Source organism: Exiguobacterium acetylicum (assembly GCF_022170825.1).
In the GTDB taxonomy this organism is placed as follows: Bacteria; Bacillota; Bacilli; order Exiguobacteriales; family Exiguobacteriaceae; genus Exiguobacterium_A; species Exiguobacterium_A acetylicum_B.
Genome location: NZ_CP081878.1, coordinates 1 through 23749, shown reverse-complemented (window position 1 = coordinate 23749; position 23749 = coordinate 1). Strand labels below are relative to the sequence as shown.

General features: G+C 48.6%; 14 protein-coding genes, 3 tRNA genes, 3 rRNA genes and 1 other annotated feature. Of the genes, 1 reads left to right on the top strand and 19 read right to left on the bottom strand.

Annotated elements, in window-relative coordinates; translation table 11 throughout:
* Positions 1 to 70: 70 nt before the first annotated feature.
* From K6T22_RS00100 to pdxS, 8 genes are all read right to left on the bottom strand, one after another.
* Complete coding sequence (locus tag K6T22_RS00100) at positions 71 to 535, bottom strand: DinB family protein (RefSeq protein ID WP_238238343.1); 465 nt, start codon at positions 533 to 535, stop codon at positions 71 to 73.
* A 102-nt stretch (positions 536 to 637) separates the two neighbouring features.
* Positions 638 to 727, bottom strand: a tRNA-Ser gene (locus K6T22_RS00095).
* A 35-nt stretch (positions 728 to 762) separates the two neighbouring features.
* A tRNA-Ser gene (locus tag K6T22_RS00090) sits at positions 763 to 853 on the bottom strand.
* Between the two features lie 40 nt (positions 854 to 893).
* Positions 894 to 984: transfer RNA gene (locus tag K6T22_RS00085), tRNA-Ser, on the bottom strand.
* Between the two features lie 136 nt (positions 985 to 1120).
* On the bottom strand, positions 1121 to 2398 hold the full coding sequence (gene serS, locus K6T22_RS00080; protein ID WP_238238341.1) for a serine--tRNA ligase: 1278 nt from the start codon (positions 2396 to 2398) through the stop codon (positions 1121 to 1123).
* A 61-nt stretch (positions 2399 to 2459) separates the two neighbouring features.
* Positions 2460 to 2667, bottom strand: a binding site (T-box leader).
* Positions 2668 to 2679: 12 nt separating this feature from the next.
* The gene (locus K6T22_RS00075) at positions 2680 to 3915 is read right to left on the bottom strand and encodes a D-alanyl-D-alanine carboxypeptidase family protein (protein ID WP_238238340.1); all 1236 of its coding nucleotides are present in this window, start codon (positions 3913 to 3915) and stop codon (positions 2680 to 2682) included.
* A 91-nt stretch (positions 3916 to 4006) separates the two neighbouring features.
* On the bottom strand, positions 4007 to 4585 hold the full coding sequence (pdxT, locus tag K6T22_RS00070) for a pyridoxal 5'-phosphate synthase glutaminase subunit PdxT (RefSeq protein WP_238238338.1): 579 nt from the start codon (positions 4583 to 4585) through the stop codon (positions 4007 to 4009).
* A complete protein-coding gene (pdxS, locus tag K6T22_RS00065; RefSeq protein ID WP_238238336.1) occupies positions 4579 to 5466 on the bottom strand; it encodes a pyridoxal 5'-phosphate synthase lyase subunit PdxS in 888 nt (295 codons plus the stop codon). The genes pdxT and pdxS overlap by 7 nt, the downstream gene beginning before the upstream one ends.
* Positions 5467 to 5582: 116 nt before the next feature.
* On the opposite strand from pdxS, the gene K6T22_RS00060 reads away from it, so the two are divergent.
* Positions 5583 to 6986: a MocR-like pyridoxine biosynthesis transcription factor PdxR gene (locus K6T22_RS00060; protein WP_238238335.1), complete on the top strand. Its 1404-nt coding sequence runs from the start codon at positions 5583 to 5585 to the stop codon at positions 6984 to 6986.
* A gap of 41 nt (positions 6987 to 7027) precedes the next feature.
* Here K6T22_RS00060 and guaB read toward each other — a convergent pair whose 3' ends face one another.
* The 11 genes from guaB to dnaA form a co-directional block, all read right to left on the bottom strand.
* Positions 7028 to 8494 carry an IMP dehydrogenase gene (guaB, locus tag K6T22_RS00055; protein WP_238238333.1) on the bottom strand — a complete coding sequence of 489 codons (1467 nt, stop codon included), beginning with the start codon at positions 8492 to 8494 and terminating at the stop codon, positions 7028 to 7030.
* 151 nt (positions 8495 to 8645) lie between these two features.
* Positions 8646 to 8761 (bottom strand): 5S ribosomal RNA (rrf, locus tag K6T22_RS00050).
* Positions 8762 to 8808: 47 nt separating this feature from the next.
* Positions 8809 to 11722: ribosomal RNA gene (locus tag K6T22_RS00045) — 23S ribosomal RNA — on the bottom strand.
* 165 nt (positions 11723 to 11887) lie between these two features.
* A 16S ribosomal RNA gene (locus K6T22_RS00040) occupies positions 11888 to 13449 on the bottom strand.
* Together the 16S, 23S and 5S rRNA genes form the textbook arrangement of a ribosomal RNA operon.
* A gap of 347 nt (positions 13450 to 13796) precedes the next feature.
* Complete coding sequence (locus K6T22_RS00035; RefSeq protein WP_238238331.1) at positions 13797 to 14840, bottom strand: HD-GYP domain-containing protein; 1044 nt, start codon at positions 14838 to 14840, stop codon at positions 13797 to 13799.
* An 88-nt stretch (positions 14841 to 14928) separates the two neighbouring features.
* Positions 14929 to 17541, bottom strand: coding sequence for a DNA gyrase subunit A (gene gyrA / locus K6T22_RS00030; RefSeq protein WP_238238330.1), 2613 nt, complete (start codon positions 17539 to 17541; stop codon positions 14929 to 14931).
* A 27-nt stretch (positions 17542 to 17568) separates the two neighbouring features.
* A complete protein-coding gene (gyrB, locus tag K6T22_RS00025; RefSeq protein ID WP_238240144.1) occupies positions 17569 to 19482 on the bottom strand; it encodes a DNA topoisomerase (ATP-hydrolyzing) subunit B in 1914 nt (637 codons plus the stop codon).
* A 10-nt stretch (positions 19483 to 19492) separates the two neighbouring features.
* Positions 19493 to 20647, bottom strand: coding sequence for a DNA replication/repair protein RecF (gene recF / locus K6T22_RS00020; protein ID WP_238238328.1), 1155 nt, complete (start codon positions 20645 to 20647; stop codon positions 19493 to 19495).
* Between the two features lies 1 nt (position 20648).
* Positions 20649 to 20870, bottom strand: a complete 222-nt coding sequence (gene yaaA / locus K6T22_RS00015) for a S4 domain-containing protein YaaA (protein WP_023469865.1) — start codon at positions 20868 to 20870, stop codon at positions 20649 to 20651.
* A gap of 162 nt (positions 20871 to 21032) precedes the next feature.
* A complete protein-coding gene (dnaN, locus tag K6T22_RS00010; protein WP_238238327.1) occupies positions 21033 to 22166 on the bottom strand; it encodes a DNA polymerase III subunit beta in 1134 nt (377 codons plus the stop codon).
* A gap of 191 nt (positions 22167 to 22357) precedes the next feature.
* Positions 22358 to 23749: a chromosomal replication initiator protein DnaA gene (gene dnaA, locus K6T22_RS00005; RefSeq protein ID WP_053451961.1), complete on the bottom strand. Its 1392-nt coding sequence runs from the start codon at positions 23747 to 23749 to the stop codon at positions 22358 to 22360.

The following is a 23749-nucleotide window of genomic DNA, read 5'->3' as shown; positions in this document are numbered from 1 at the left end:
CACTAGATCTGCCTTTTAGGTAGATCTTTTTTTGTACAAAAAAGGAGACGCGTCTCGCATCTCCCTCGCATTAACCAATCACTTGATTGATTTGTTTCATATGGTGTAAATCATGTTGCGTCATCGCTCCAAGGAATTGACCGATCGTCAACTCTTTGTCTTTAATGACGACCTTGTCCTGCAGGCGATCTTCCGGAATCAATTCGACGGCACGACGCAATAAGTCACGGCTGACTAAAAACTCATCAATCGTCAAGATCCGTTGCTGCTCACGGCTCATCTTCGCTGCTTCCTCATTAACGGCTTGGCTATCCGGTGCGACACGGAATGGTTCCCCCGCGAGCAAGTACGGGATACGTTCTGCGACCATGAAACGATCCCATGGCGATAAATGACCGATGATTTCAGCAACCGTCCACTTACCCTCCGCATACGATGTCCGCCATGCCTCTTCTGAAATTTGTTCCAAGTCTTTTACATATGTCATCGTCATCGCATAATGCGAAAGCAACGATTCTTTTGTTTGTTCGTTCATTTCGTCCACCTCTTCTTCGTTTTTCACGTAGGCAACCATAGCACGCACGAAGAAATCGATGCAACAAAAAAGCACCTCAACATGGAGATGCTTCATAAAAAGCGGAGTCGGTGGGATTCGAACCCACGCGAGCCTTGCGACCCCTAACGGATTTCGAGTCCGTCCCCTTCAGCCGGACTTGGGTACGACTCCATGATTATTGTTATTTTTGGGTAAAAAAAAAGAAGTGGAGGAGGCGGTGGGATTCGAACCCACGCACGGCTTTCGCCGCCTGACGGTTTTCAAGACCGTTCTCTTAAACCACTTGAGTACGCCTCCAAGCTATAAAACGTGCATGTCGTTGTCAAAAAAATAAAAATGGAGGAGGCGGTGGGATTCGAACCCACGCACGGCTTTCGCCGCCTGACGGTTTTCAAGACCGTTCTCTTAAACCACTTGAGTACGCCTCCGTACTTCTTACCAGATCATGATGACCTGTCTGTTTTCCTGACATTAATTATGATAGCATCTGCCTTTTAACGTGTAAAGACCTTTTCTAAAAAAACTTTTTAAAATACAGAAAGGGGGATTACTCCCCCTTCTGACTTAAGCTTGAATCACTTCAAGACCACCCATGTATGGACGAAGTACTTCTGGAATAACAACTGATCCATCTGCTTGCTGATAGTTCTCTAAGATGGCAGCAACTGTCCGACCAACTGCAAGAGCAGAACCGTTTAACGTATGAACGAATTCTGGTTTCGCGTTCGCTTCGCGGCGGAAACGAATTTGCGCCCGACGTGCTTGGAAATCTTCAAAGTTTGAACAAGAAGAGATTTCACGGTAAACGCCTTGGCTTGGCATCCAGACTTCGATATCGTATTTCTTCGCAGCTGTGAATCCGAGATCGGCTGTACACATGCTTAATACTTGATACGGCAGCTTCAGCTTTTTCAAGACTGTTTCTGCTTGTCCTGTTAACAATTCGAGCTGTTCGTAAGATTCTTCTGGTTTAACGAAACGAACGAGTTCGACTTTATTGAATTGGTGCTGACGGATCAAACCGCGTGTATCGCGTCCAGCAGAGCCTGCTTCTGAACGGAAACATTGGCTATACGCTGCATAGCCGATTGGTAACTGATCTGCAGCTAAAATTTCTTCACGGTGCATGTTCGTCACTGGAACTTCTGCTGTCGGCACGAGGAAATAGTTCGTCTCTTCAATCTTAAACGCATCCTCTTCGAACTTCGGCAATTGACCTGTTCCTGTCATAGAGTCACGATTGACCATGAGCGGTGGCAAGATTTCTGTGTAGCCGTGCTGATCTTGGTGAAGATCCATCATGAAGTTGATCAATGCCCGCTCAAGACGTGCACCGGCACCGCGATAAAAGACGAAGCGGCTACCTGTGACTTTTCCGGCACGCTCGACGTCGACGATCTTCAATTGCTCCATCAAATCCCAGTGCGGGACCGCTTCGAAGTCAAACGCTGGTTTGTCACCGACTTCACGTAAGACGACGTTATCGTCTTCAGAAGAACCGACCGGTACGCTGTCATGTGGAATGTTCGGGATACCAAGAAGAAGCTGGTTCAATGTCGCTTCAACATCACGTAACTCATCGTCAAGCGTCTTGATCTCGTCTCCGACACTACGCATCGCAGCGATCGCTTCGTCCGCATTTTCCTTATTGCGTTTGAGTTCAGCGATCTTTTTCGTCGCTTCATTTCGTTCTGCTTTCAAAACTTCTGTCCGCGCAATCAGTTCTCGACGCTTCTCATCGAGCGCGAGGAAACGGTTCATATCCGTTAAGTCCTCTCCTCGGTGCGCTAATTTTTCTTGAATGGCGTCAAAATCTTGGCGTAATCGTTTAATATCAATCATCTGTAATTCCTCCTTTATGTCATAAAAAAAGGCGACTCGTCTCTTTCCGGTATTTCTACCGAAAAGGGACGAATCACCTGGATCCGCGTTGCCACCCTCATTGCTAGACACATCTAGCCAACTTAAGACGCGATAACGGGCGTACCCGCACCTTGTTCGCAAGGTGTGCGATCCGGCTCGATTCAATCCATCGATCTGACTAGTTCACACCACCCACTAGCTCTCTTAACAGTATCGATACATCTACTTGGTCCGTTCATAGCATCTTTATGAGATTAGTCTTACTTTACACCATCGCCTTGGAAGTTGACAAGAGCCGATTGTTGAATCGCTTGTTCAATTTGCTTCGACCAAGCCGTCCAAGCACGCACGAGGCGCGTTGGAACACTCGCAAGTGGAACGGCAGTCGCACTATACAAATTCACGCGTGGTGTCTCAAAGCCTGGTAGATAGACACCGTCATCCGCGACTTGCACCGTTCCGACGACGTCTTGTTTTGTGACAGGTGCCGTCGCTTTTGAAAATTCGAAACGTGGTTCACGTGTCGTCGTTTGCTTCGGTACCGTGACGTACAACGAGCCATCGGTGACGACATCTAGTTTTCGGACGGTTGCACCTTTAATCGGAAGGACGTCTTTAATCCGTTCGCCTTTTCCGTAATACGTCAATGGCTCAAACGTCGCAAAGCCATAATCGAGTAGCTTTTTTGTTTCCTGAAAACGGGCTTGATCGGAATCCGTTCGCATCACGACCGTCACAAGTGTCATATTATCCCGCGTCGTCACACTCGCGAAGCAGTACCCCGCTAAATCGGTCGTTCCTGTCTTCATCCCCCGCATGCCGTCATATGCGAATTTTTCCTTCGCGAGCATCTTATTCGAGTTATTCAAGACCTCGCCATCGAGCTTCATCTGCGTTTTGCTCGTCACATCGAGGACATCTGGATAATCCTTAATGTAACGAATGACGAGTAAGGCGATATCCGTTGCTGTCATCAGATTTGTTCCCGGAAGCGTCGCATCAACAGCATCAAGTCCCGATGCATTCGCATACTCCGTATCGTTCATACCGAACTGTTTCGCTGTCTCATTCATTTTTTCAACGAATGTCGCCTCTGAACCAGATACCGTCTCGGCTAACATGACAGCTGCATCATTGGCTGATTTAATGAATGCCGCGTCGTACATCTCACGAACTGTATACGTTTTTTCTTTGACAGGAACACGAGCAACGCCGGACGTATTCGCAAGCTTTAACACTTTAGCACTCGGTTTGATTTTTTGATCCCACGTCAGCTTTTTTAACTCAATCTGTCGTCGGACGAGATAAAGCGTCATCAGCTTTGTCATCGAAGCCGGTGGTAGAGAAACATCCGCTTCCGATTGAAGGAGGATTTTTCCTGTGACCGCATCGGTCATTATGTAAGACTCTGCTTGAATCGACGGTGCCGCTTGTCCAGTTGTAGGAAAACCTACGACCAGCAGGACACTTAAACAGAGTAGCAAGATTCGTTTCATCATGTCTCTCCTTCACTTAATCATTCGTTTTACGAATAGTGTAGCACAAAAGAAGCACCCGACAGTAGAACCTGTCAGATGCTTCCACGCTTTACGAACGGACGGATTGACGCTGTTTAATCTTTTGTAAAAAATAACGATGCAGTCGATCGTCCTCTGTTAATTCAGGATGAAACGAACACGCCAGGTGAAGCGATGTCTCGACGGCGACAATCTGTTCTTCGACTTTCGCAATCACTCGTGTTCCTTCGCCGACAGATAGAATCAAAGGTGCCCGAATGAAGACTGCCTCAATCGGCTCTTCAATCCCCTCAACTGGCAATAGTCCTTCAAACGAGTCGATTTGCCGACCGAAAGCATTCCGACGGACCGTCATCGGAATCGCATGAAGATGACTTTGGCCTGCTTCAACGACGGTTGCGAGTAAAATCATTCCGGCGCATGTCCCAAACATCGGTAACGATGTCGCTCGTTCTCGAAGCGGTTCAAGTAACTCATAGCGTTCGATCAATCGACGCATCGCTGTCGATTCGCCTCCTGGTAAGACGAGTCCATCGAGTCCATCCAGATCACTCGCTTGTTTAACGAGAACGACCTCTACACCAAGACCTTCAAGATGCTGTTGATGTTCGCGGACAGCACCTTGAACATCAAGAATACCGATTACCATCCGCGTGTCGCCATCCGTTCCTCAAACGGCATCGACGTGACATCGATGCCTTTCATCGCTGTTCCAAGTCCTTTGGATAAAGACGCAATCCGTTCAAAATCATCTTTATAGGTGACGGCTTCGACGATCGCACGAGCGACGCGTTCCGGATGCTCTGACTTAAAGATTCCCGATCCGACGAAGACACCGTCTGCCCCAAGATGCATCATGAGTGCAGCATCTGCTGGTGTTGCGACCCCGCCTGCTGCAAAATTAACGACCGGTAAACGTCCTTGCGTCCGAATATCACGCAATACTTCGTACGGAGCGCCCCATTCTTTTGCAAATGTCATCAATTCATCAGGACTGACATGTAAAATCTGCTTCAATTGCGCTTGAATTTGTCGCATATGACGGACCGCCTCAACGACGTTTCCGGTGCCTGGCTCACCCTTCGTCCGAATCATTGCTGCTCCTTCGGCAATACGGCGTGCAGCTTCCCCAAGATCTCGTGCGCCACAGACGAACGGGACGGTAAATTCTGACTTCAGTAAATGATATTGTTCATCTGCTGGTGTCAGGACCTCACTCTCATCGATGAAATCGACCCCCATTGATTCAAGGACACGCGCTTCGACAATATGACCAATCCGGCATTTCGCCATGACCGGGATCGAAACGGCTCCGAACACTTCTTCTGTAATCAACGGATCTGCCATCCGGGCGACGCCCCCGTCACGACGAATATCCGACGGGACACGCTCAAGTGCCATGACCGCAACTGCTCCTGCTGCTTCCGCAATCTTCGCTTGTTCCGCATTGACGACATCCATGATGACGCCACCCTTTTGCATTTCAGCCATTCCACGTTTGACACGATCCGTTCCTTGTTGACGTTCCATATCCATTCCCCCTTGGTTGACTTTCACCCCTTTAGTATACGGAACGTTGACACTTTTAAAAGTGTCAGTTTATGATGATTTAAACAGGTCAGTTAACTATAAAGGAGTCATACGAGATGGATATGTTATCATTTCAACTCACACGGGATCAGGAGAAGCCACTTTATGAACAGCTTTATCAACAAATCCGAAATGAAATCATTGCCGGTCGTTTAGCATACGGAACGAAATTACCGTCTAAACGAAAGCTCGGTCAATTTTTGAACTTAAGTCAAACGACGATTGAGCTTGCCTATCAACAACTCGTCGCAGAAGGATATGTCGAATCCATCTCACGTAAAGGATACTTCGTGCTTGCCTACGAAGAACTTGCCTACGTCAAAACGTCACCCGTCATCCAGCCGCGCGCGACTACGGTAAAACCAGTCATCACGTATGACTTTCATCCGAGCAAGATTGAAGGGGTCTCTTTCCCGTTCGCACGCTGGCGAAAATATGCCAAAGATATCATCGATGCCGACCATCATCCACTCGTCTCGCTTGGTCATCCACAAGGAGATCTAGCGTTACGGGAAGAGATTGCGACCTATCTCTATCATTCGCGTGGTGTCGTCTGCTCCCCAGAACAGATCGTCGTCGGTTCAGGTGTTGAGCAACTCTTGCCGCTTGTCCTCTTCTTATTAGGGCGAAACGTCACATACGGCATCGAGGATCCTGGTTATCATACGACACGTCTCTTACTCGAAAATCACGAGCGGAGGATTGAACCGATTCGTGTCGATGCAAATGGCTTACGGATCGATCAATTGCAGGAATCAAACGTTGACATCATGTACGTCACACCGGCGCATCAATTCCCCTCCGGCAGCATCTTATCCGTCAACCGGCGACATCAGTTGTTGAACTGGGCAGCGATGGATCCGACCCGGTTTATCATCGAGGACGATTATGATAGTGAATTCCGCTACAGCGGTAAATCGATTCCGTCTCTGCATAACATGGACAGTAACCGTGTCATTTACATGAGTACATTCTCAAAATCCCTCATGCCTTCGCTACGGATCGGTTATATGGTCTTACCGGAAGTCTTACGCGTACGGTATCAAACAGAATTATCGCATTATACATGTAGTGTCTCACGCTTTGATCAAACGATTTTGACGCATTTCATGAAAGAAGGAGACTTTGAACGACATCTCAATCGAATGCGTAAAGTCTATCGACGAAAACTAGATCTCCTCATCCAATCGCTTCGTCGGATTCCGGCCTTACGATTGACAGGGGAAAGTGCCGGACTCCACGTCGTCGTATCCGTCGCGAACGGAATGACGGAGCAAGAGCTCGTACAGCGGGCACAACAACAAGGGATTCAAGTTTACGGTCTCTCTCAATATGCGCAACTCCCTCTTCTCTCCGATACACCTCAAATCGTCCTTGGATTTGCGAGTCTCTCGGAGCAAGAGTTGACGGAAGGATTACGATTGTTGATGGATGCATGGGACTTACGTAAATCATCATGAAAAAGCCTCGCCTTTCTACTAAAGAAAGACGAGGCTTTTGGTTATTGGCGTGTATAGTTAGATGCTTCTTTTGTAATTTGAATGTCGTGTGGGTGGCTTTCTTGCAGTCCAGCACCTGTCATACGAATGAATTGTGTTTCTTCACGCAACTCTTCTAACGTTGCAGAACCACAGTATCCCATACCTGAACGAATTCCGCCAACGAGTTGATAGACCGAGTCACCGAGTTTACCACGGTAAGCGACACGTCCTTCGATTCCTTCTGGAACGAACTTCTTGTCTGCTTCTTGGAAGTAACGATCTTGGCTACCACGTTTCATCGATGCTTCAGACCCCATACCGCGGTAAGTCTTGAATTGACGTCCTTGATAGATTTCCATCTCACCTGGACTCTCTTCTACACCCGCAAGTAAACTTCCGAGCATGACAGCATGTCCACCGGCAGCAAGTGCTTTCACGATATCGCCAGAGTACTTGATACCACCGTCAGCGATGATCGAGACACCGTGTTTACGTGCTTCTGTCGCGCAATCGAAGACAGCTGTAATCTGTGGTACACCGACGCCTGCGACAACACGTGTCGTACAGATTGAACCTGGTCCGATACCGACCTTGATGACTGATGCACCTGCTTCAATCAAATCACGTGTTGCTTCTGCTGTTGCAACGTTACCCGCAATGATTGGTAAGTTTGGATATTCTTCACGTAATTCACGTACTTTGACGAGTACACCTTCTGAATGACCGTGAGCTGTATCGACGACGAGTGCATCAACACCTGCATCAACTAGGAACTTCGCACGTGTCGAAGCGTCTTTTGTCACACCGACAGCTGCTGCAACGAGTAAACGACCGAACTGGTCTTTCGCAGCATGTGGATACTGTTCGACTTTTTCGATATCTTTTGTTGTGATCAATCCTTTTAGTACACCGTTCTCATCAACGAGTGGTAACTTTTCGATACGATGCTTGTGGAGAATCTGTTCTGCTTCAACGAGGGACGTACCAACTTTTGCTGTCACGAGTTCTTCTGTCGTCATCACCGTTTCAATGACAGTCGAGTAGTCCTTGACGAAACGGAGATCACGGTTTGTCAAAATCCCTACTAGTTTGCGCTCTGTTTCATTATTAACAATCGGAACACCCGAGATGCGATACTTACTCATCAAGTACTCTGCATCGTAGACTTGACGTTCAGGCGTCAAATAGAACGGGTTCGTGATGACACCATTTTCAGAACGTTTGACGCGATCGACATGTTCTGCTTGTTCTTCCATTGACATGTTCTTATGAATGACACCAAGACCACCTTGGCGCGCCATAGCAATTGCCATTGGAGCTTCTGTAACGGTATCCATACCAGCACTGATCAACGGGATATTAAGTGTAATCCCTTCGCATAGCGTGACAGATAAATCAACGTCGCGCGGTAAGACACTCGAACGACGGGGTACGAGTAAGACGTCATCAAACGTCAAACCCTCTTTAGCAAATTTGTTCTCCCACATGTTATCCACTCGCTTTCTCTTTTATAAAAGAATATTGATGTTATGGTAACAAGCAGAGGATGTCATGTCAATGACATGACCAATAATCAGAACAGTCTGAAGTTTCACATAACACAAAAAGACCGACCTGCAATCTGCAGATCGGTCAAGTGCCTGGCAACGTCCTATCCTCACAGGGGGAAGCCCCCAACTACTTTCGGCGTTCAAGTGCTTAACTTCCGTGTTCGGCATGGGAACGGGTGTGACCACTTGGCTATCGTCACCAGACGATCGGGCTCGCGCCCTCAAAACTGAAGTCATCAACAAGCATCTGCTAGAACAAGGCCTCGACCGATTAGTATCACTCAGCTCCACATGTCGCCATGCTTCCACCCGTGACCTATCTACCTCATCGTCTCTGAGGGGTCTTTCTTGATTACTCAAAGGGAAATCTCATCTTGGAGGGGGCTTCATGCTTAGATGCTTTCAGCATTTATCCCGTCCGCACGTAGCTACCCAGCGATGCTCCTGGCGGAACAACTGGTACACCAGCGGTGCGTCCATCCCGGTCCTCTCGTACTAAGGACAGCTCTCCTCAAATTTCCTGCGCCCACGACGGATAGGGACCGAACTGTCTCACGACGTTCTGAACCCAGCTCGCGTACCGCTTTAATGGGCGAACAGCCCAACCCTTGGGACCTACTCCAGCCCCAGGATGCGATGAGCCGACATCGAGGTGCCAAACCTCCCCGTCGATGTGGACTCTTGGGGGAGATCAGCCTGTTATCCCCAGGGTAGCTTTTATCCGTTGAGCGATGGCCCTTCCATGCGGAACCACCGGATCACTAAGCCCGACTTTCGTCCCTGCTCGACTTGTAGGTCTCGCAGTCAAGCTCCCTTCTGCCTTTGCGCTCTACGAATGATTTCCAACCATTCTGAGGGAACCTTTGGGCGCCTCCGTTACTGTTTAGGAGGCGACCGCCCCAGTCAAACTACCCGCCTGACACGGTCCTCCAGCCGGATTACGGCTGCGAGTTAGAGACTCTATGCATGAAGGGCGGTATCCCAAGGGTGACTCCTCCGAAGCTGGCGCTCCGGGCTCGACGTCTCCCGCCTATCCTGTACATCATGCACAAAGCCTCAATATCAGGCTGTAGTAAAGCTCCATGGGGTCTTTCCGTCCTGTCGCGGGTAACCTGCATCTTCACAGGTACTATGATTTCACCGGGTCTCTCGTTGAGACAGTGCCCAAATCGTTACGCCTTTCGTGCGGGTCGGAACTTACCCGACAAGGAATTTCGCTACCTTAGGACCGTTATAGTTACGGCCGCCGTTTACTGGGGCTTCGGTTCAAAGCTTCGCTTGCGCTAACCCATCCCCTTAACCTTCCAGCACCGGGCAGGCGTCAGCCCCTATACGTCATCTTGCGATTTAGCAGAGACCTGTGTTTTTGCTAAACAGTCGTTTGGGCCTATTCACTGCGGCTCTACTCATGTAGAGCGTCCCTTCTCCCGAAGTTACGGGACCATTTTGCCGAGTTCCTTAACGAGAGTTATCCCGCGCGTCTTAGAATTCTCATCTCGCCTACCTGTGTCGGTTTACGGTACTGGCGCCTTCCCCCTCACTAGAGGCTTTTCTTGGCAGTGTGAAATCGTGACCTACGTCCCTACGGGACTCCGCATCGTTCCTTGACTTTGATGCCTGACGGATTTGCCAATCAGACGGTCTTGAAACTTGCACATGCACTTCCATCCGCATGCGTCACTATCCTCCTGCGTCCCCCCATTGTTCAAACGGTGGATCGGCGGTACAGGAATATCAACCTGTTATCCATCGCCTACGCCTTTCGGCCTCGGCTTAGGTCCAGACTAACCCTGAGCGGACGAGCCTTCCTCAGGAAACCTTGGGCTTTCGACGGAGGGGATTCTCACCCCTCTTTTCGCTACTCACACCGGCATTCTCACTTCCAAACGCTCCACTGCTCCTTCCGGTACAGCTTCACAGCGGTTTGGAACGCTCCCCTACCATTCCTTACGGAATCCGCAGCTTCGGTGGTATGTTTAGCCCCGTTACATTTTCGGCGCGGCGCCACTCGACTAGTGAGCTATTACGCACTCTTTGAATGGTGGCTGCTTCTAAGCCAACATCCTAGCTGTCTAGGCAGCGCCACATCCTTTTCCACTTAACATACACTTTGGGACCTTAGCTGGCGGTCTGGGCTGTTTCCCTCTTGACTACGGATCTTATCACTCGCAGTCTGACTCCCGAGTATAAGTTGCTGGCATTCGGAGTTTAACTGAATTCGGTAACCCTGTGGGGGCCCCTAGTCCAATCAGTGCTCTACCTCCAGAACTCTCAACCTCGAGGCTAGCCCTAAAGCTATTTCGGGGAGAACCAGCTATCTCCAGGTTCGATTGGCATTTCACCGCTACCCACACCTCATCCCCGCACTTTTCAACGTGCGTGGGTTCGGACCTCCAGTCAGTGTTACCTGACCTTCATCCTGGACATGGGTAGATCACCTGGTTTCGGGTCTACGACAACGCACTGAACGCCCTGTTCAGACTCGCTTTCGCTACGGCTCCGCCTCATCGGCTTAACCTCGCGCGTTATCGTAACTCGCCGGTTCATTCTACAAAAGGCACGCCATCACCCGTTAACGGGCTCTGACTACTTGTAGGCATACGGTTTCAGGATCTATTTCACTCCCCTTCCGGGGTGCTTTTCACCTTTCCCTCACGGTACTGGTTCACTATCGGTCACTAGGGAGTATTTAGCCTTGGGAGATGGTCCTCCCGGATTCCGACGGGGTTTCACGTGTCCCGCCGTACTCAGGATCCACTCTGGAGGGAAAACAGTTTCAGCTACAGGGCTGTCACCTTCTTCGGCCGACCTTTCCAGGTCCTTCACCTACTGTCTTCCTTTTTGACTCCGTATAGAGTGTCCTACAACCCCGAAGAGCATGCTCTTCGGTTTGGGCTGTTCCCGTTTCGCTCGCCGCTACTCAGGGAATCGCATTTGCTTTCTCTTCCTCCGGGTACTTAGATGTTTCAGTTCCCCGGGTCTGCCTCACGCTACGCTATGTATTCACGTAACATGTCCCATCCCATTACAGATGGTGGGTTCCCCCATTCGGAAATCTTCGGATCAAAGCATACTTACTGCTCCCCGAAGCATATCGCTGTTCGTCGCGTCCTTCATCGGCTCCTAGTGCCAAGGCATCCACCGTACGCCCTTCATACCTTGATCTAGCGTTGGTATTCTAAGAACACACGTCTAATGACATGGTTATAAAAAGTTTGATGTCTTGTTGATGTCTTCAGTTTTCAAGGTGCGAGTGTCTCTTTCGAGACGTGAGAGACGAGCTCTCAAAACTGAACGATGGGCATGTCCCGTAAGGGACGTTTTCCTTAGAAAGGAGGTGATCCAGCCGCACCTTCCGATACGGCTACCTTGTTACGACTTCACCCCAATCATCTACCCCACCTTCGACGGCTGGCTCCTTGCGGTTACCTCACCGGCTTCGGGTGTTGCAAACTCTCGTGGTGTGACGGGCGGTGTGTACAAGACCCGGGAACGTATTCACCGCAGTATGCTGACCTGCGATTACTAGCGATTCCGACTTCATGCAGGCGAGTTGCAGCCTGCAATCCGAACTGGGAACGGCTTTATGGGATTGGCTCCACCTCGCGGTCTCGCTGCCCTTTGTACCGTCCATTGTAGCACGTGTGTAGCCCAACTCATAAGGGGCATGATGATTTGACGTCATCCCCACCTTCCTCCGGTTTGTCACCGGCAGTCTCCCTAGAGTGCCCAACTAAATGCTGGCAACTAAGGATAGGGGTTGCGCTCGTTGCGGGACTTAACCCAACATCTCACGACACGAGCTGACGACAACCATGCACCACCTGTCACCATTGTCCCCGAAGGGAAAACTTGATCTCTCAAGCGGTCAATGGGATGTCAAGAGTTGGTAAGGTTCTTCGCGTTGCTTCGAATTAAACCACATGCTCCACCGCTTGTGCGGGTCCCCGTCAATTCCTTTGAGTTTCAGCCTTGCGGCCGTACTCCCCAGGCGGAGTGCTTAATGCGTTAGCTTCAGCACTGAGGGGCGGAAACCCCCCAACACCTAGCACTCATCGTTTACGGCGTGGACTACCAGGGTATCTAATCCTGTTTGCTCCCCACGCTTTCGCGCCTCAGCGTCAGTTACAGACCAAAGAGTCGCCTTCGCCACTGGTGTTCCTCCACATCTCTACGCATTTCACCGCTACACGTGGAATTCCACTCTTCTCTTCTGTACTCAAGCCTTCCAGTTTCCAATGGCCCTCCCCGGTTGAGCCGGGGGCTTTCACATCAGACTTAAAAGGCCGCCTGCGCGCGCTTTACGCCCAATAATTCCGGACAACGCTTGCCACCTACGTATTACCGCGGCTGCTGGCACGTAGTTAGCCGTGGCTTTCTCGTAAGGTACCGTCAAGGTACGAGCATTACCTCTCGTACGTGTTCTTCCCTTACAACAGAGTTTTACGATCCGAAAACCTTCATCACTCACGCGGCGTTGCTCCATCAGACTTTCGTCCATTGTGGAAGATTCCCTACTGCTGCCTCCCGTAGGAGTCTGGGCCGTGTCTCAGTCCCAGTGTGGCCGATCACCCTCTCAGGTCGGCTATGCATCGTCGCCTTGGTGGGCCGTTACCCCACCAACTAGCTAATGCACCGCAAGGCCATCTCAAGGTGACGCCGGAGCGCCTTTCATCAGCGGACCATGCGGTCCGTTGAACTATCCGGTATTAGCTCCGATTTCTCGGAGTTATCCCAATCCTTGAGGCAGGTTCCTTACGTGTTACTCACCCGTCCGCCGCTCATTCCACTGCCTTCCCTCCGAAGAGTTCCGTCAGCTTCCTGCGCTCGACTTGCATGTATTAGGCACGCCGCCAGCGTTCGTCCTGAGCCAGGATCAAACTCTCCATGAAGTGTTTGACTTGCTCGTTGTGTGACCGAAGTCACGATTGACGAAGCTTGCGCTTCATTCATTTTTGTATTCCGTAGAATACGTTTTTTGCCTCATCGTTCAGTTTTCAAAGTTCGTCCGCGCCTGTTTTGGCGACTCAATTAGAATACCAAGTCTGAAACAAGAAGTCAACAACTTTTTTGAAATTGTTTTTCTCGTTTATTTCAAGCGCTCGTCGTTGTTAAGGACATGTAATAATATATCATGCGTTTTATTATTGTGCAACACTTATTTTAAAATTGTTTTTAAAATCATGAGAAAGCCTCTTCAACCTTATTATACCGGCTCAAGAGGCTACTAATTCCATCTTCAATCCATTAACTGAATAATACTATATTGCCGTTCTTCCATTAAATCAACGATCATCATCCGTCCTTGTTCTTCATAAGAAATGACAGGTCGATCAAAAACCGGATTCTTACGAGCGATCGTTGCAATTTTTCCATTACTCATCAGTACACGATCACCGACTTCGATTGGTAGAAGCAACTGCCCGAGTAACAATACATACTTCGAACAATATTGCATTGGTCGTGCTTTTAAATGACGGTATGCATCAAACGGTGTATAAGCTTCTCGATATGGACGCCAACTCGTCATGGCAGCAAAGACGTCTGCTACAATGAATAAGCGTGTATGATCTGCAATCTTATCTCCCTTTACCTTTAAAGGGTAACCTGTTCCATCTAACCGTTCGTGATGTTGAACAATCAAACGGTTCACTGTATCGGAGATGATCGTCTCCTTTTGCAACGCTTGATATGCCATTGCTGGGTGACGTTGAAAAATTTCTTGTTGCATCGCTTCATACCGTTTCGTATGGCGCCATTCCATGATTCGCGCTAATCCGTAATCTGCAAAATAGGATGCCGTCCACAGCTCATGGATCATTTTTCGTTCTTTTCCGACTGCTTCGGCAAGCATTTGGGCAACTGCCCCTCGATAGATGGCATGCCGAACTGTGTAAGCTTCCGTTCCCCGCTCGAGGAAGAACGGTAAAACATCCTGTCTCGTAATCTTTTCCGGAACGGATTGTTTGACCCAACTCAATGCTTCATACACATTCGGCTTCATTCCTTGTTCCCATGACATGAAGACTTTATTGTAAGAGCGAATGAATTCTTCAAAGGGATGTTCCGTATGAGCTTCAACTGCTTCCATCTGAACCTCTTCACCTTCTACAAGATCCGGTCGATCCTCAATGACGACTTCCTTGATCAAAAAACGTTGAATGCGTCGTAACTCATCAGTTCCTATCTTCTTTCCTGCTTCTACGATCGGATGATCCGTATGTAAGTAGATGGATTCAGTCAAACGATCCCCGATGCGTAATTGGTCACTTGCCACTCGCATATCGCTTCGTTCCTTTCTTTTCTTTCTATATATGTAGATAAAAACAGCAGAGTGGCATCACTCTGCTGTTTCCTTACTGACGTCTTGCTTACTCTTCTGCTTCTTCTGAAGCATCCAATACGACTTCATTCTCTTCTGACACAAGATCTGCATCGTCTTCCATTTCATCAGTCTCTTCTCGTTTCAGTTTCGCAACCGTTGCAACACGGTCACCTTCTTCAATTCGAATGACCTTCACCCCTTGGGTATTCCGGCCGACACGTGAAATGTATTGCGAGTCTGTCCGAATGACGATACCGCTCTCTGTCATGATCATGATGTCATCGTCGACATCAACGATTCGCATGGCAACGATTTGACCGACGCGCTCCGTCACCTTACTCGCGATCAATCCTTTACCACCACGAGACTGGCTACGGAACTCTGTCATCGGTGTTCGTTTCCCGAATCCTTTTTCCGTAATGACAAGAACATCTTGTGCATCACGTGCGAGTTCCATCCCGACGACGAAATCGTCTGGGCGTAACGTCATCGCTTTGACACCACGAGCGCCACGTCCCATCGAGCGGACATTCGTGATTGGGAAACGAATAGCTTTACCGCTTGTTGAAACAGCAAAGACTTCATCATCCGTCGATGCGAGACGAACCGATGTCAACTCGTCGTCTTCAAACAACCGAATCGCGATCAAACCATTTTTATTGATCCGTGCGTACGCAGATAACGGTGAACGTTTAACGCGTCCTTTACGTGTCATGAAGATCAATGATTTTTGCTCATCTTGAACGACTTCTTCTGTTTCGAGCGCTTCTTCTGTCTCTTCAATCTCCCCTTCAATCACCTCGACAGGTGCTTCAACAGCTTGTTGCTCTTCGAGGTAACGCTTGAAGTTGACTGGAATCATCGTCTCGACCTTTTCATCGCGTTCAATTTGGATGAGGTTGATGATCGGTACACCTTTTGATGTCCGGCTCATCTCTGGCACTTCATATCCACGAATCCGGTAGACTTTCCCACGGTTCGTAAAGAATAAGATCGTATCATGCGTCGAACAAGACAAGAGACGCGTGACGTAATCTTCATCGTTCGTTCCGATTCCTTGAACGCCACGTCCACCGCGGCGTTGTGTCCGGTACGAATCTGTCGTCATCCGCTTGATGTAGCCACTGCTTGTCAACGTGATGATGATATCCTGTTCCGGAATCAAGTCTTCATCTTCGAATTCAATATGATCCATACGGATTTCTGTCCGACGTTCGTCGTTGAAACGTTCCTTCAACTCCTCAAGTTCTGTCCGGATCAAATCAAGCAAGACTTCCTCACTCGCAAGGATGCGGTTGAGTTCCGCGATCAATTGCATGATTTCGTCATATTCTGCTTCAATCTTCTCGCGTTCAAGACCTGTCAGGCGTTGCAGACGCATATCGAGAATCGCTTGTGATTGTTTCTCAGATAATGCAAAACGCTCCATCAACTGTTCACGTGCTGCGTCCGCTGTCCGGTTACCGCGGATGATTTGAATGACTTCATCCAAATGATCGAGTGCAATCCGTAGACCAGCGAGTAAATGCTCACGTGCTTCAGCTTTTTCGAGATCGAACTGTGTCCGACGACGAACGATTTCTTTTTGATGCTCGAGGTAGTGATAGAGCATTTCCTTGAGCGTCAATGTTTTCGGACGTCCGCCGACGATCGCTAGCATGTTGACACCAAATGTCGTTTGCATCGATGTCTGCTTGTACAAGTTGTTTAAAATGACGCTTGCATTCGCATCACGACGAATCTCCATGACGATCCGCATACCACGGCGATCTGACTCATCGCGTAAATCCGTGATTCCCTCGATCTTTTTCTCACGGACGAGATCGGCAATCTTTTCAACGAGACGTGCTTTGTTGACTTGGTAAGGCAACTCCGTCACGATGATTCGTTCGCGATCTTTTTTCGTCTGTTCGATTTCAGCCTTCGCACGAACGATGATCGAACCACGTCCAGTTTCATAGGCCCGGCGGATTCCGCTTCGACCAAGAATCTCACCAGCTGTCGGGAAATCGGGTCCCGGAATGTGCTGCATTAATTCTTGGATCGTGATTTCTGGGTCGTGAGACAGTGCTAGAACACCATCGATTACTTCGCCAAGCTGATGCGGTGGAATGTTCGTTGCCATCCCGACCGCGATCCCGCTCGAACCGTTGACGAGTAAGTTCGGGAAACGTGACGGTAAGACTTCTGGTTCTCTTTCTGAACCATCGTAGTTATCTTTGAAATCAACTGTGTTTTTATTGATATCGCGAACGATTTCCATTGCGATTTTAGACATACGGGCTTCCGTATATCGCATTGCAGCCGCTGAGTCACCATCGACAGAACCAAAGTTTCCGTGTCCATCGACAAGCTCATAGCGGTAGCTGAAGTCTTGCGCCATGCGGACCATCGTGTCATACACAGCAGAATCCCCGTGTGGGTGATACTTACCGATGACTTCCCCGACGATACGGGCAGACTTTTTATGTGGTTTATCGGCACGAATACCGAGGTCGTTCATCGCATAGAGAATCCGGCGGTGTCCGGGTTTTAAGCCGTCCCGTACGTCCGGAAGAGCACGTGCGACGATAACGCTCATCGCGTAGTCCATGAAGGACGTACGCATCTCTTGACTGATATTAATATCCTTGATGATTCCGTGATTTTGTTCGGACATGCTTCTGGCCACCCTCTCTGTTCAGCGTTAAATATCCAGGTTCTTGACGTAATGCGCGTGTGATTGAATGAAGTCGCGTCGTGGTTCGACTTGATCTCCCATCAAGATATCAAAGACTTCATCTGCTTCGATTGCATCTTGAAGCTCGACACGCAACATTTGACGACCACTTGGATCCATCGTTGTTTCCCAAAGTTGCTCAGGATCCATCTCTCCAAGACCTTTATAGCGCTGAATGTCGTACCGTGCGTTTTCAGGAAGTGCTGCAAGCGCCTCTGTTAACTCACGTTCGTTATGCACATACGTGATGTTCTTTCCTTGCTTGATACCGTATAGCGGTGGCTGAGCGATATAGACATAGCCATGCTCGACAAGCGGACGCATGTAACGATAGAAGAACGTCAACAAGAGTGTCCGGATGTGGGCACCATCGACATCGGCATCGGTCATGATGATGACTTTGTGATAGCGTGCTTTTTCGATATTGAACTCAGAACCAATACTTGTTCCGAGTGCCGTGATGATCGTCCGAATCTCATTGCTACCGAGAATCTTATCAAGACGTGCTTTCTCAACGTTCAAGATTTTACCGCGAATCGGTAAGATCGCTTGGAAATGACGATCGCGTCCTGATTTCGCAGAACCACCCGCTGAGTCACCCTCAACGATGTACAACTCGGAAATTGATGCATCACGTGACGAACAGTCCGCCAGTTTACCTGGTAATGAACTCACTTCGAGAACACCTTTACGACGTGTTAGTTCACGTGCTCGTTTTGCTGCCATACGAGCGCGCGACGCCATCATTCCTTTTTCGACGATTGCGCGTGCGCTCGTCGGGTTCTCGAGCATGAACTGCTCAAATGCACCAGAGAAGAGCGAATCCGTCACCGTACGCGCGTCAGAGTTACCGAGTTTTGTCTTCGTCTGTCCTTCGAACTGTGGGTTCGGGTGTTTGACGGAAACAATCGCGGTCATTCCTTCACGCACGTCTTCACCAGATAACGTACCGTCTGCATCCTTCATCAGACCAAACTTCTTCGCGTAATCATTGATGACGCGTGTCAGAGCCGTCTTGAAGCCTGTCTCGTGCGTACCACCCTCATGCGTCGGGATGTTGTTCGTGAACGAGTAGATGTTTGACGCAAATCCGTCGTTGTACTGAAGTGCAACTTCGACTTCGATCCCGTCCTTTGTTCCGTGTACGTAGACTGGTTCCGCGTGAACGACTTCTTTCGAACGATTCAAATGTTCGACGTAAGATTTAATCCCACCTTCGTAGTGGAAGCTACGTGTCATCGGCTCATCCGCACGATCGTCTGTGATGATGATCTTCAAGCCTTTGTTCAAGAAAGCAAGTTCCCGCAGACGTGTCGCGAGTAAATCATAGTCATACTCGAGCGTCTCTTGGAAAATTTCAGCATCTGGGAAGAAACGAATCGTCGTTCCTGTCTCTTCTGACGTTCCAATCACTTCGAGGTCTTGCGCTGGTACACCGCGATGATACGCTTGGTAATACAGCTTTTCATTCCGTTTGACGAAGACTTCGAGTTTCGTCGACAATGCGTTAACGACCGAAGCCCCAACACCGTGTAGTCCACCGGATACTTTATATCCGCCGCCACCGAACTTACCACCAGCGTGAAGGACTGTCAGGATGACCTCAACGGCTGGACGACCCATCTTCTCTTGAATGTCGACTGGAATACCACGTCCGTTATCTTCGACTAAAATCGAGTTCCCTGGTTCAATCGTGACCTTGATCGTGTCACAGTAGCCAGCGAGCGCTTCATCGATCGAGTTATCGACGATCTCCCATACGAGGTGATGGAGACCTTTTGATGCCGTCGAACCGATATACATCCCTGGACGTTTACGTACTGCTTCTAATCCTTCAAGTACTTGAATCTGATTGGCACCGTACCCTTGTTCCAATTCCATATCTTCATGATTACTCATCGGTTTTCTCACCTACTGTTTCTTTATATGATGTCTCTTCCAAATCGACCGTCCCTTGTTTCACGTGGAACAACTTCGCTTGGTTGATCGTTTCATGCGCAATCCCATCGACACTTGTCGTCGTTAGAATCGTCTGGACCTTTTGTTGCATCGTATCGAGCAAATGTGTCTGACGATGATCATCAAGCTCGGATAAGACATCGTCGAGTAGAAGAAGCGGATATTCCCCCACTTCCTCGTGAATCAATTCGATCTCCGCAAGCTTTAACGACAGGGCTGCAGTTCGTTGTTGTCCTTGTGAACCATACGTTTGGACGTTTCGTCCATTGACTTCCATCTCAAAGTCATCACGATGTGGTCCAAACAACGTAACCCCTCTTCGGATTTCATTTTCTTTTATTTTACCAAACTTCCGCGTGTAGGACGCAGTCATTCCTTCGACATCGAGTAATTCGTTGCCGAATGTGTCCGAACGATAGATGAGCGCGAGTTCTTCCTGTCCACGACTGATTCCATCATGAATCGGTCGTGCCCACTTTTCGAGCTGGGCCATGAAATGATGGCGGCGCTGAACGATTTTAACGGCTAGCGTAATCATCTGCTCCGTCAAGATATCAAGGAAGGTCTCGTCTCCTCCCTTCATGGACAGTCGTTTCAGTAGCGCATTCCGCTGCTTCAACACTTTTAGATACTGACTCAATTCATGCAGATAGACCGGACTGACTTGACCGATCTCCATATCGAGAAATCGTCGGCGGACTTGTGGACTTCCTTTGACGATGTGCAAATCTTCCGGGGCGAATAAAACGATGTTCAGTGCCCCGACGTAATCACTTAAGCGTCGTTGCTCTAGATGATTCAGCTTTGCTTTTTTCCCGCGACCCGAGATGACGATCTCTTGGACATGGGAACCCGTCCGTTTGACGACACGTCCTTCGACGCGCGCCGTTTCCTGATCCCAACCAATCAGTTCCTTGTCATGCGTCGTCCGATGCGACTTCGCGAGAGCAAGAACATAGATTGCTTCCAATAAGTTCGTCTTCCCTTGTGCATTTTCACCAATCAGAACATTCGTTTTTTCGGAGAATGACAGTTCGAGTGCGTCATAGTTACGATAATGACTGAGTCGGACTGAATCCAGCCGCACGTTAGTTGCCCTCGTTCTTGATGATGAACTGACCGTAGTCTTCTACATCAATGATATCTCCATCCCGTAATTTACGACCACGTCGCTGATCGACTTCGCCGTTGACTAGAATTGGCACCTCTGCTAAAAACGGTTTGGCTTGACCCCCGCTTGAGATGATATCCGATAGCTTCAAGAACTGCCCTAATGTGACATATTCCGTTGTAATTCTGATTTCTTGCATGGATTGACTCCTCCTACCTACATATTATAAATGACGTACTCTTTATTGTACTAAACATTAGACGATTTAGCAAAATCCCCGAACGTATATACGGTATACGAAAAAGACGGGTCCGATGTCGAAACAATCGAACCCGTCTTGTCACGTATTTTATGTTGATGCTTACGCTGTCCGGACTGGAAGAATCAGTTGTAGAACGTTGTCTTGATCAACTGGGTGCAAGATGAATGGACGAATCGAACCTGTGAACTGGATTTCGATATCTGTCGCGTCAAGTGCCTTTAAGGCGTCCATCATGTACTTCGAGTTGAACGAGATTTTCAGCTCTTCTCCTTCAAGTGAAAGGATGCTGACTTGCTCCGAGACTTTCCCGACTTCTGGTGAATGGGAAGAGATCTCAACAGCTGTCGTTCCTTCAGCTGCGAATTTAATGACGTTGTTACGGTCCTCACGTGCGAGTAGTGACGCGCGATCGATTGCTTGGAGCAATTCTTTTGCGTTCATCCGGACAGCTGTCCGGTACTCTTCTGGAATCAAACGTGATGTATCCGGATAGTTTCCGTCAAGTAGACGCGAGAAGAACAAGACATGTTTCATCTTGAACAGGATCTGTTGGTTCGTGATCGTGATATCCACATGACCATCCCCAAGCAACTTCGATAATTCATTTAAGCTTTTCCCTGGAACGATGACGTTCTGGAACGAGATGTCCGTATCTGTCTCGAACTGAGCACGACGAAGGGCAAGACGGTGACTATCTGTTGAAACACACGTCAAGATACCTTTATCGGCTGAGAAGTTCACACCTGTTAGAACAGGACGTGTTTCTTGAACAGCGACGGCAAAACTCGTTTGGCGGATCATCGAACGTAAAAGATCTGCTGGTAAACGGAAACGTTGTCCCCCATCTACTTGTGGAAGACGTGGGAATTCATCTGGATCAAGACCGTTCAAATGAAATTCTGCAGTTCCTGACTGAATCCGTGTCATGAAGTTTGGTGAGACTTCGAGCGTTACTTCGTCTTTTGGCATCTTTTTGACGATATCGCCGAAGAAGCGAGCATTCAAGACGACACTACCAGCACGATGGATCGTGACGTAAGACGTTCCATTCTCTTCTGCATAGATTGTCCGTTCGATCGAGATTTCTGTATCGCTCCCTGTCAGCGTCATGCCATCTCCATGAGCTTCGAGTTTGATCCCTGTCAGAATCGGAATCGTTGTGCGGGATGAGACCGCTTTGGCTACATCTTGTACTGCTTGAATTAAAGCTTCGCGTTGAATGGTGATATGCATATCGTCGTTAGACTCCTCTCGAAAATAATGGGCATGCGCCCATCATAACATAATAATATATTTTTTTAATAATAGTCTTAGGGGCTGTGGATAGTGTGGATAAGTCGGTGGATAACTTGATATAAAGCCAAAAACGGTGTGGATAAGTTGTGGATAACTACCCTACTTTATCCACATGTTTATCCACAGTTTTACGAATGCTTCAATTCATGTTTGATTTGTTCGATGACTTTTCCCGTTTCACCATCCGATTTGATCAACATACTGATTTTTTCATGGGCATGGATGACCGTTGTATGATCTCGACCCCCGAATTCTTCCCCAATCTTCGGTAAAGAGCTCTCTGTCATCTCACGCGAGAGATACATCGCAATTTGACGGGGAAAAGCAATCGATTTTGTCCGTTTCTTCGCCTTAAGGTCATCAAACGGCAAATTGAAGTGCTTACTGACCGATTCCTGGATGTCACGAATCGTGACTTTACGCGGTTCAGCGACCGGCATGATGTTATGCAAGGCTTCTGCAGCTACGTTTGGGTCGATTGGTCGTCCGACGAGATTCGCATAAGCGATGACGCGGGTCAACGCCCCTTCGAGCTCACGAATATTCGTATCAATCTGACTTGCGATGTAGAGCATGACCTCATTTGAGACGTCAAGTTGCTCGGCATTCGCCTTTTTACGTAAAATCGCGATTCGCGTCTCAAGATCCGGTGGCGTGATATCTGTGATCAGTCCCCACTCAAAACGTGACCGAAGCCGATCTTCAAGCGTTGGAATCTCTTTTGGTGGTCGATCGCTTGAGATGATGATTTGTTTTTGGTCGTTATGCAGCGCATTAAAAGTATGGAAAAACTCTTCTTGCGTTTGTTCTTTGCCCGCAAGGAACTGGATGTCATCAATTAAGAGAACATCGATGTTGCGGTATTTATTTCGAAACTCAACCGTCTTATTATCGCGGATTGAGTTAATGAAGTCATTTGTAAAGCGTTCAGAAGAGACATAGGCAATCCGTGTCCCGAGATTTTGATCTTGAACGTACTGTCCGATGGCATGCATCAGATGGGTTTTGCCAAGACCAACGCCACCATAGATGAAAAGCGGATTGTAGGCTTTAGCAGGTGCTTCTGCAACAGCCAGTGAAGCGGCATGCGCAAAACGGTTCCCCGATCCGATGACGAATGTATCGAATGTGTACTTCTCATTTAATTGTCCGAGTTCACTCATCGTTAGCTCATCTGTTGGTCTCCGCATGTTCGATGGACGCGATTTTGGAGCCGGTGTTGCCTCAATCCGTTCCTCTTCTTGTCGATCGAGCATTTTCTTCGCTTGTCCCTCTTCAATGAACTGAATATCGAGTCGGCTTCCTGTTACTTCCTCAACTGTGTCTTCGAGTAAAGATAAGTACTGGCGCTCGAGCCACGTCACCGTGAATGCAGCTGGTGCTGAAACGAGTAGTGTCGTTCCATTTAGCGTGACGCCTTCTGTGGACTTCAACCACATATCATAACTAGCTTTCGGTGTTCGTTCCTCTTCCTCGATCACAGATAAGACATTATGCCAAAGTTCGGCAGCGTTTTTCAT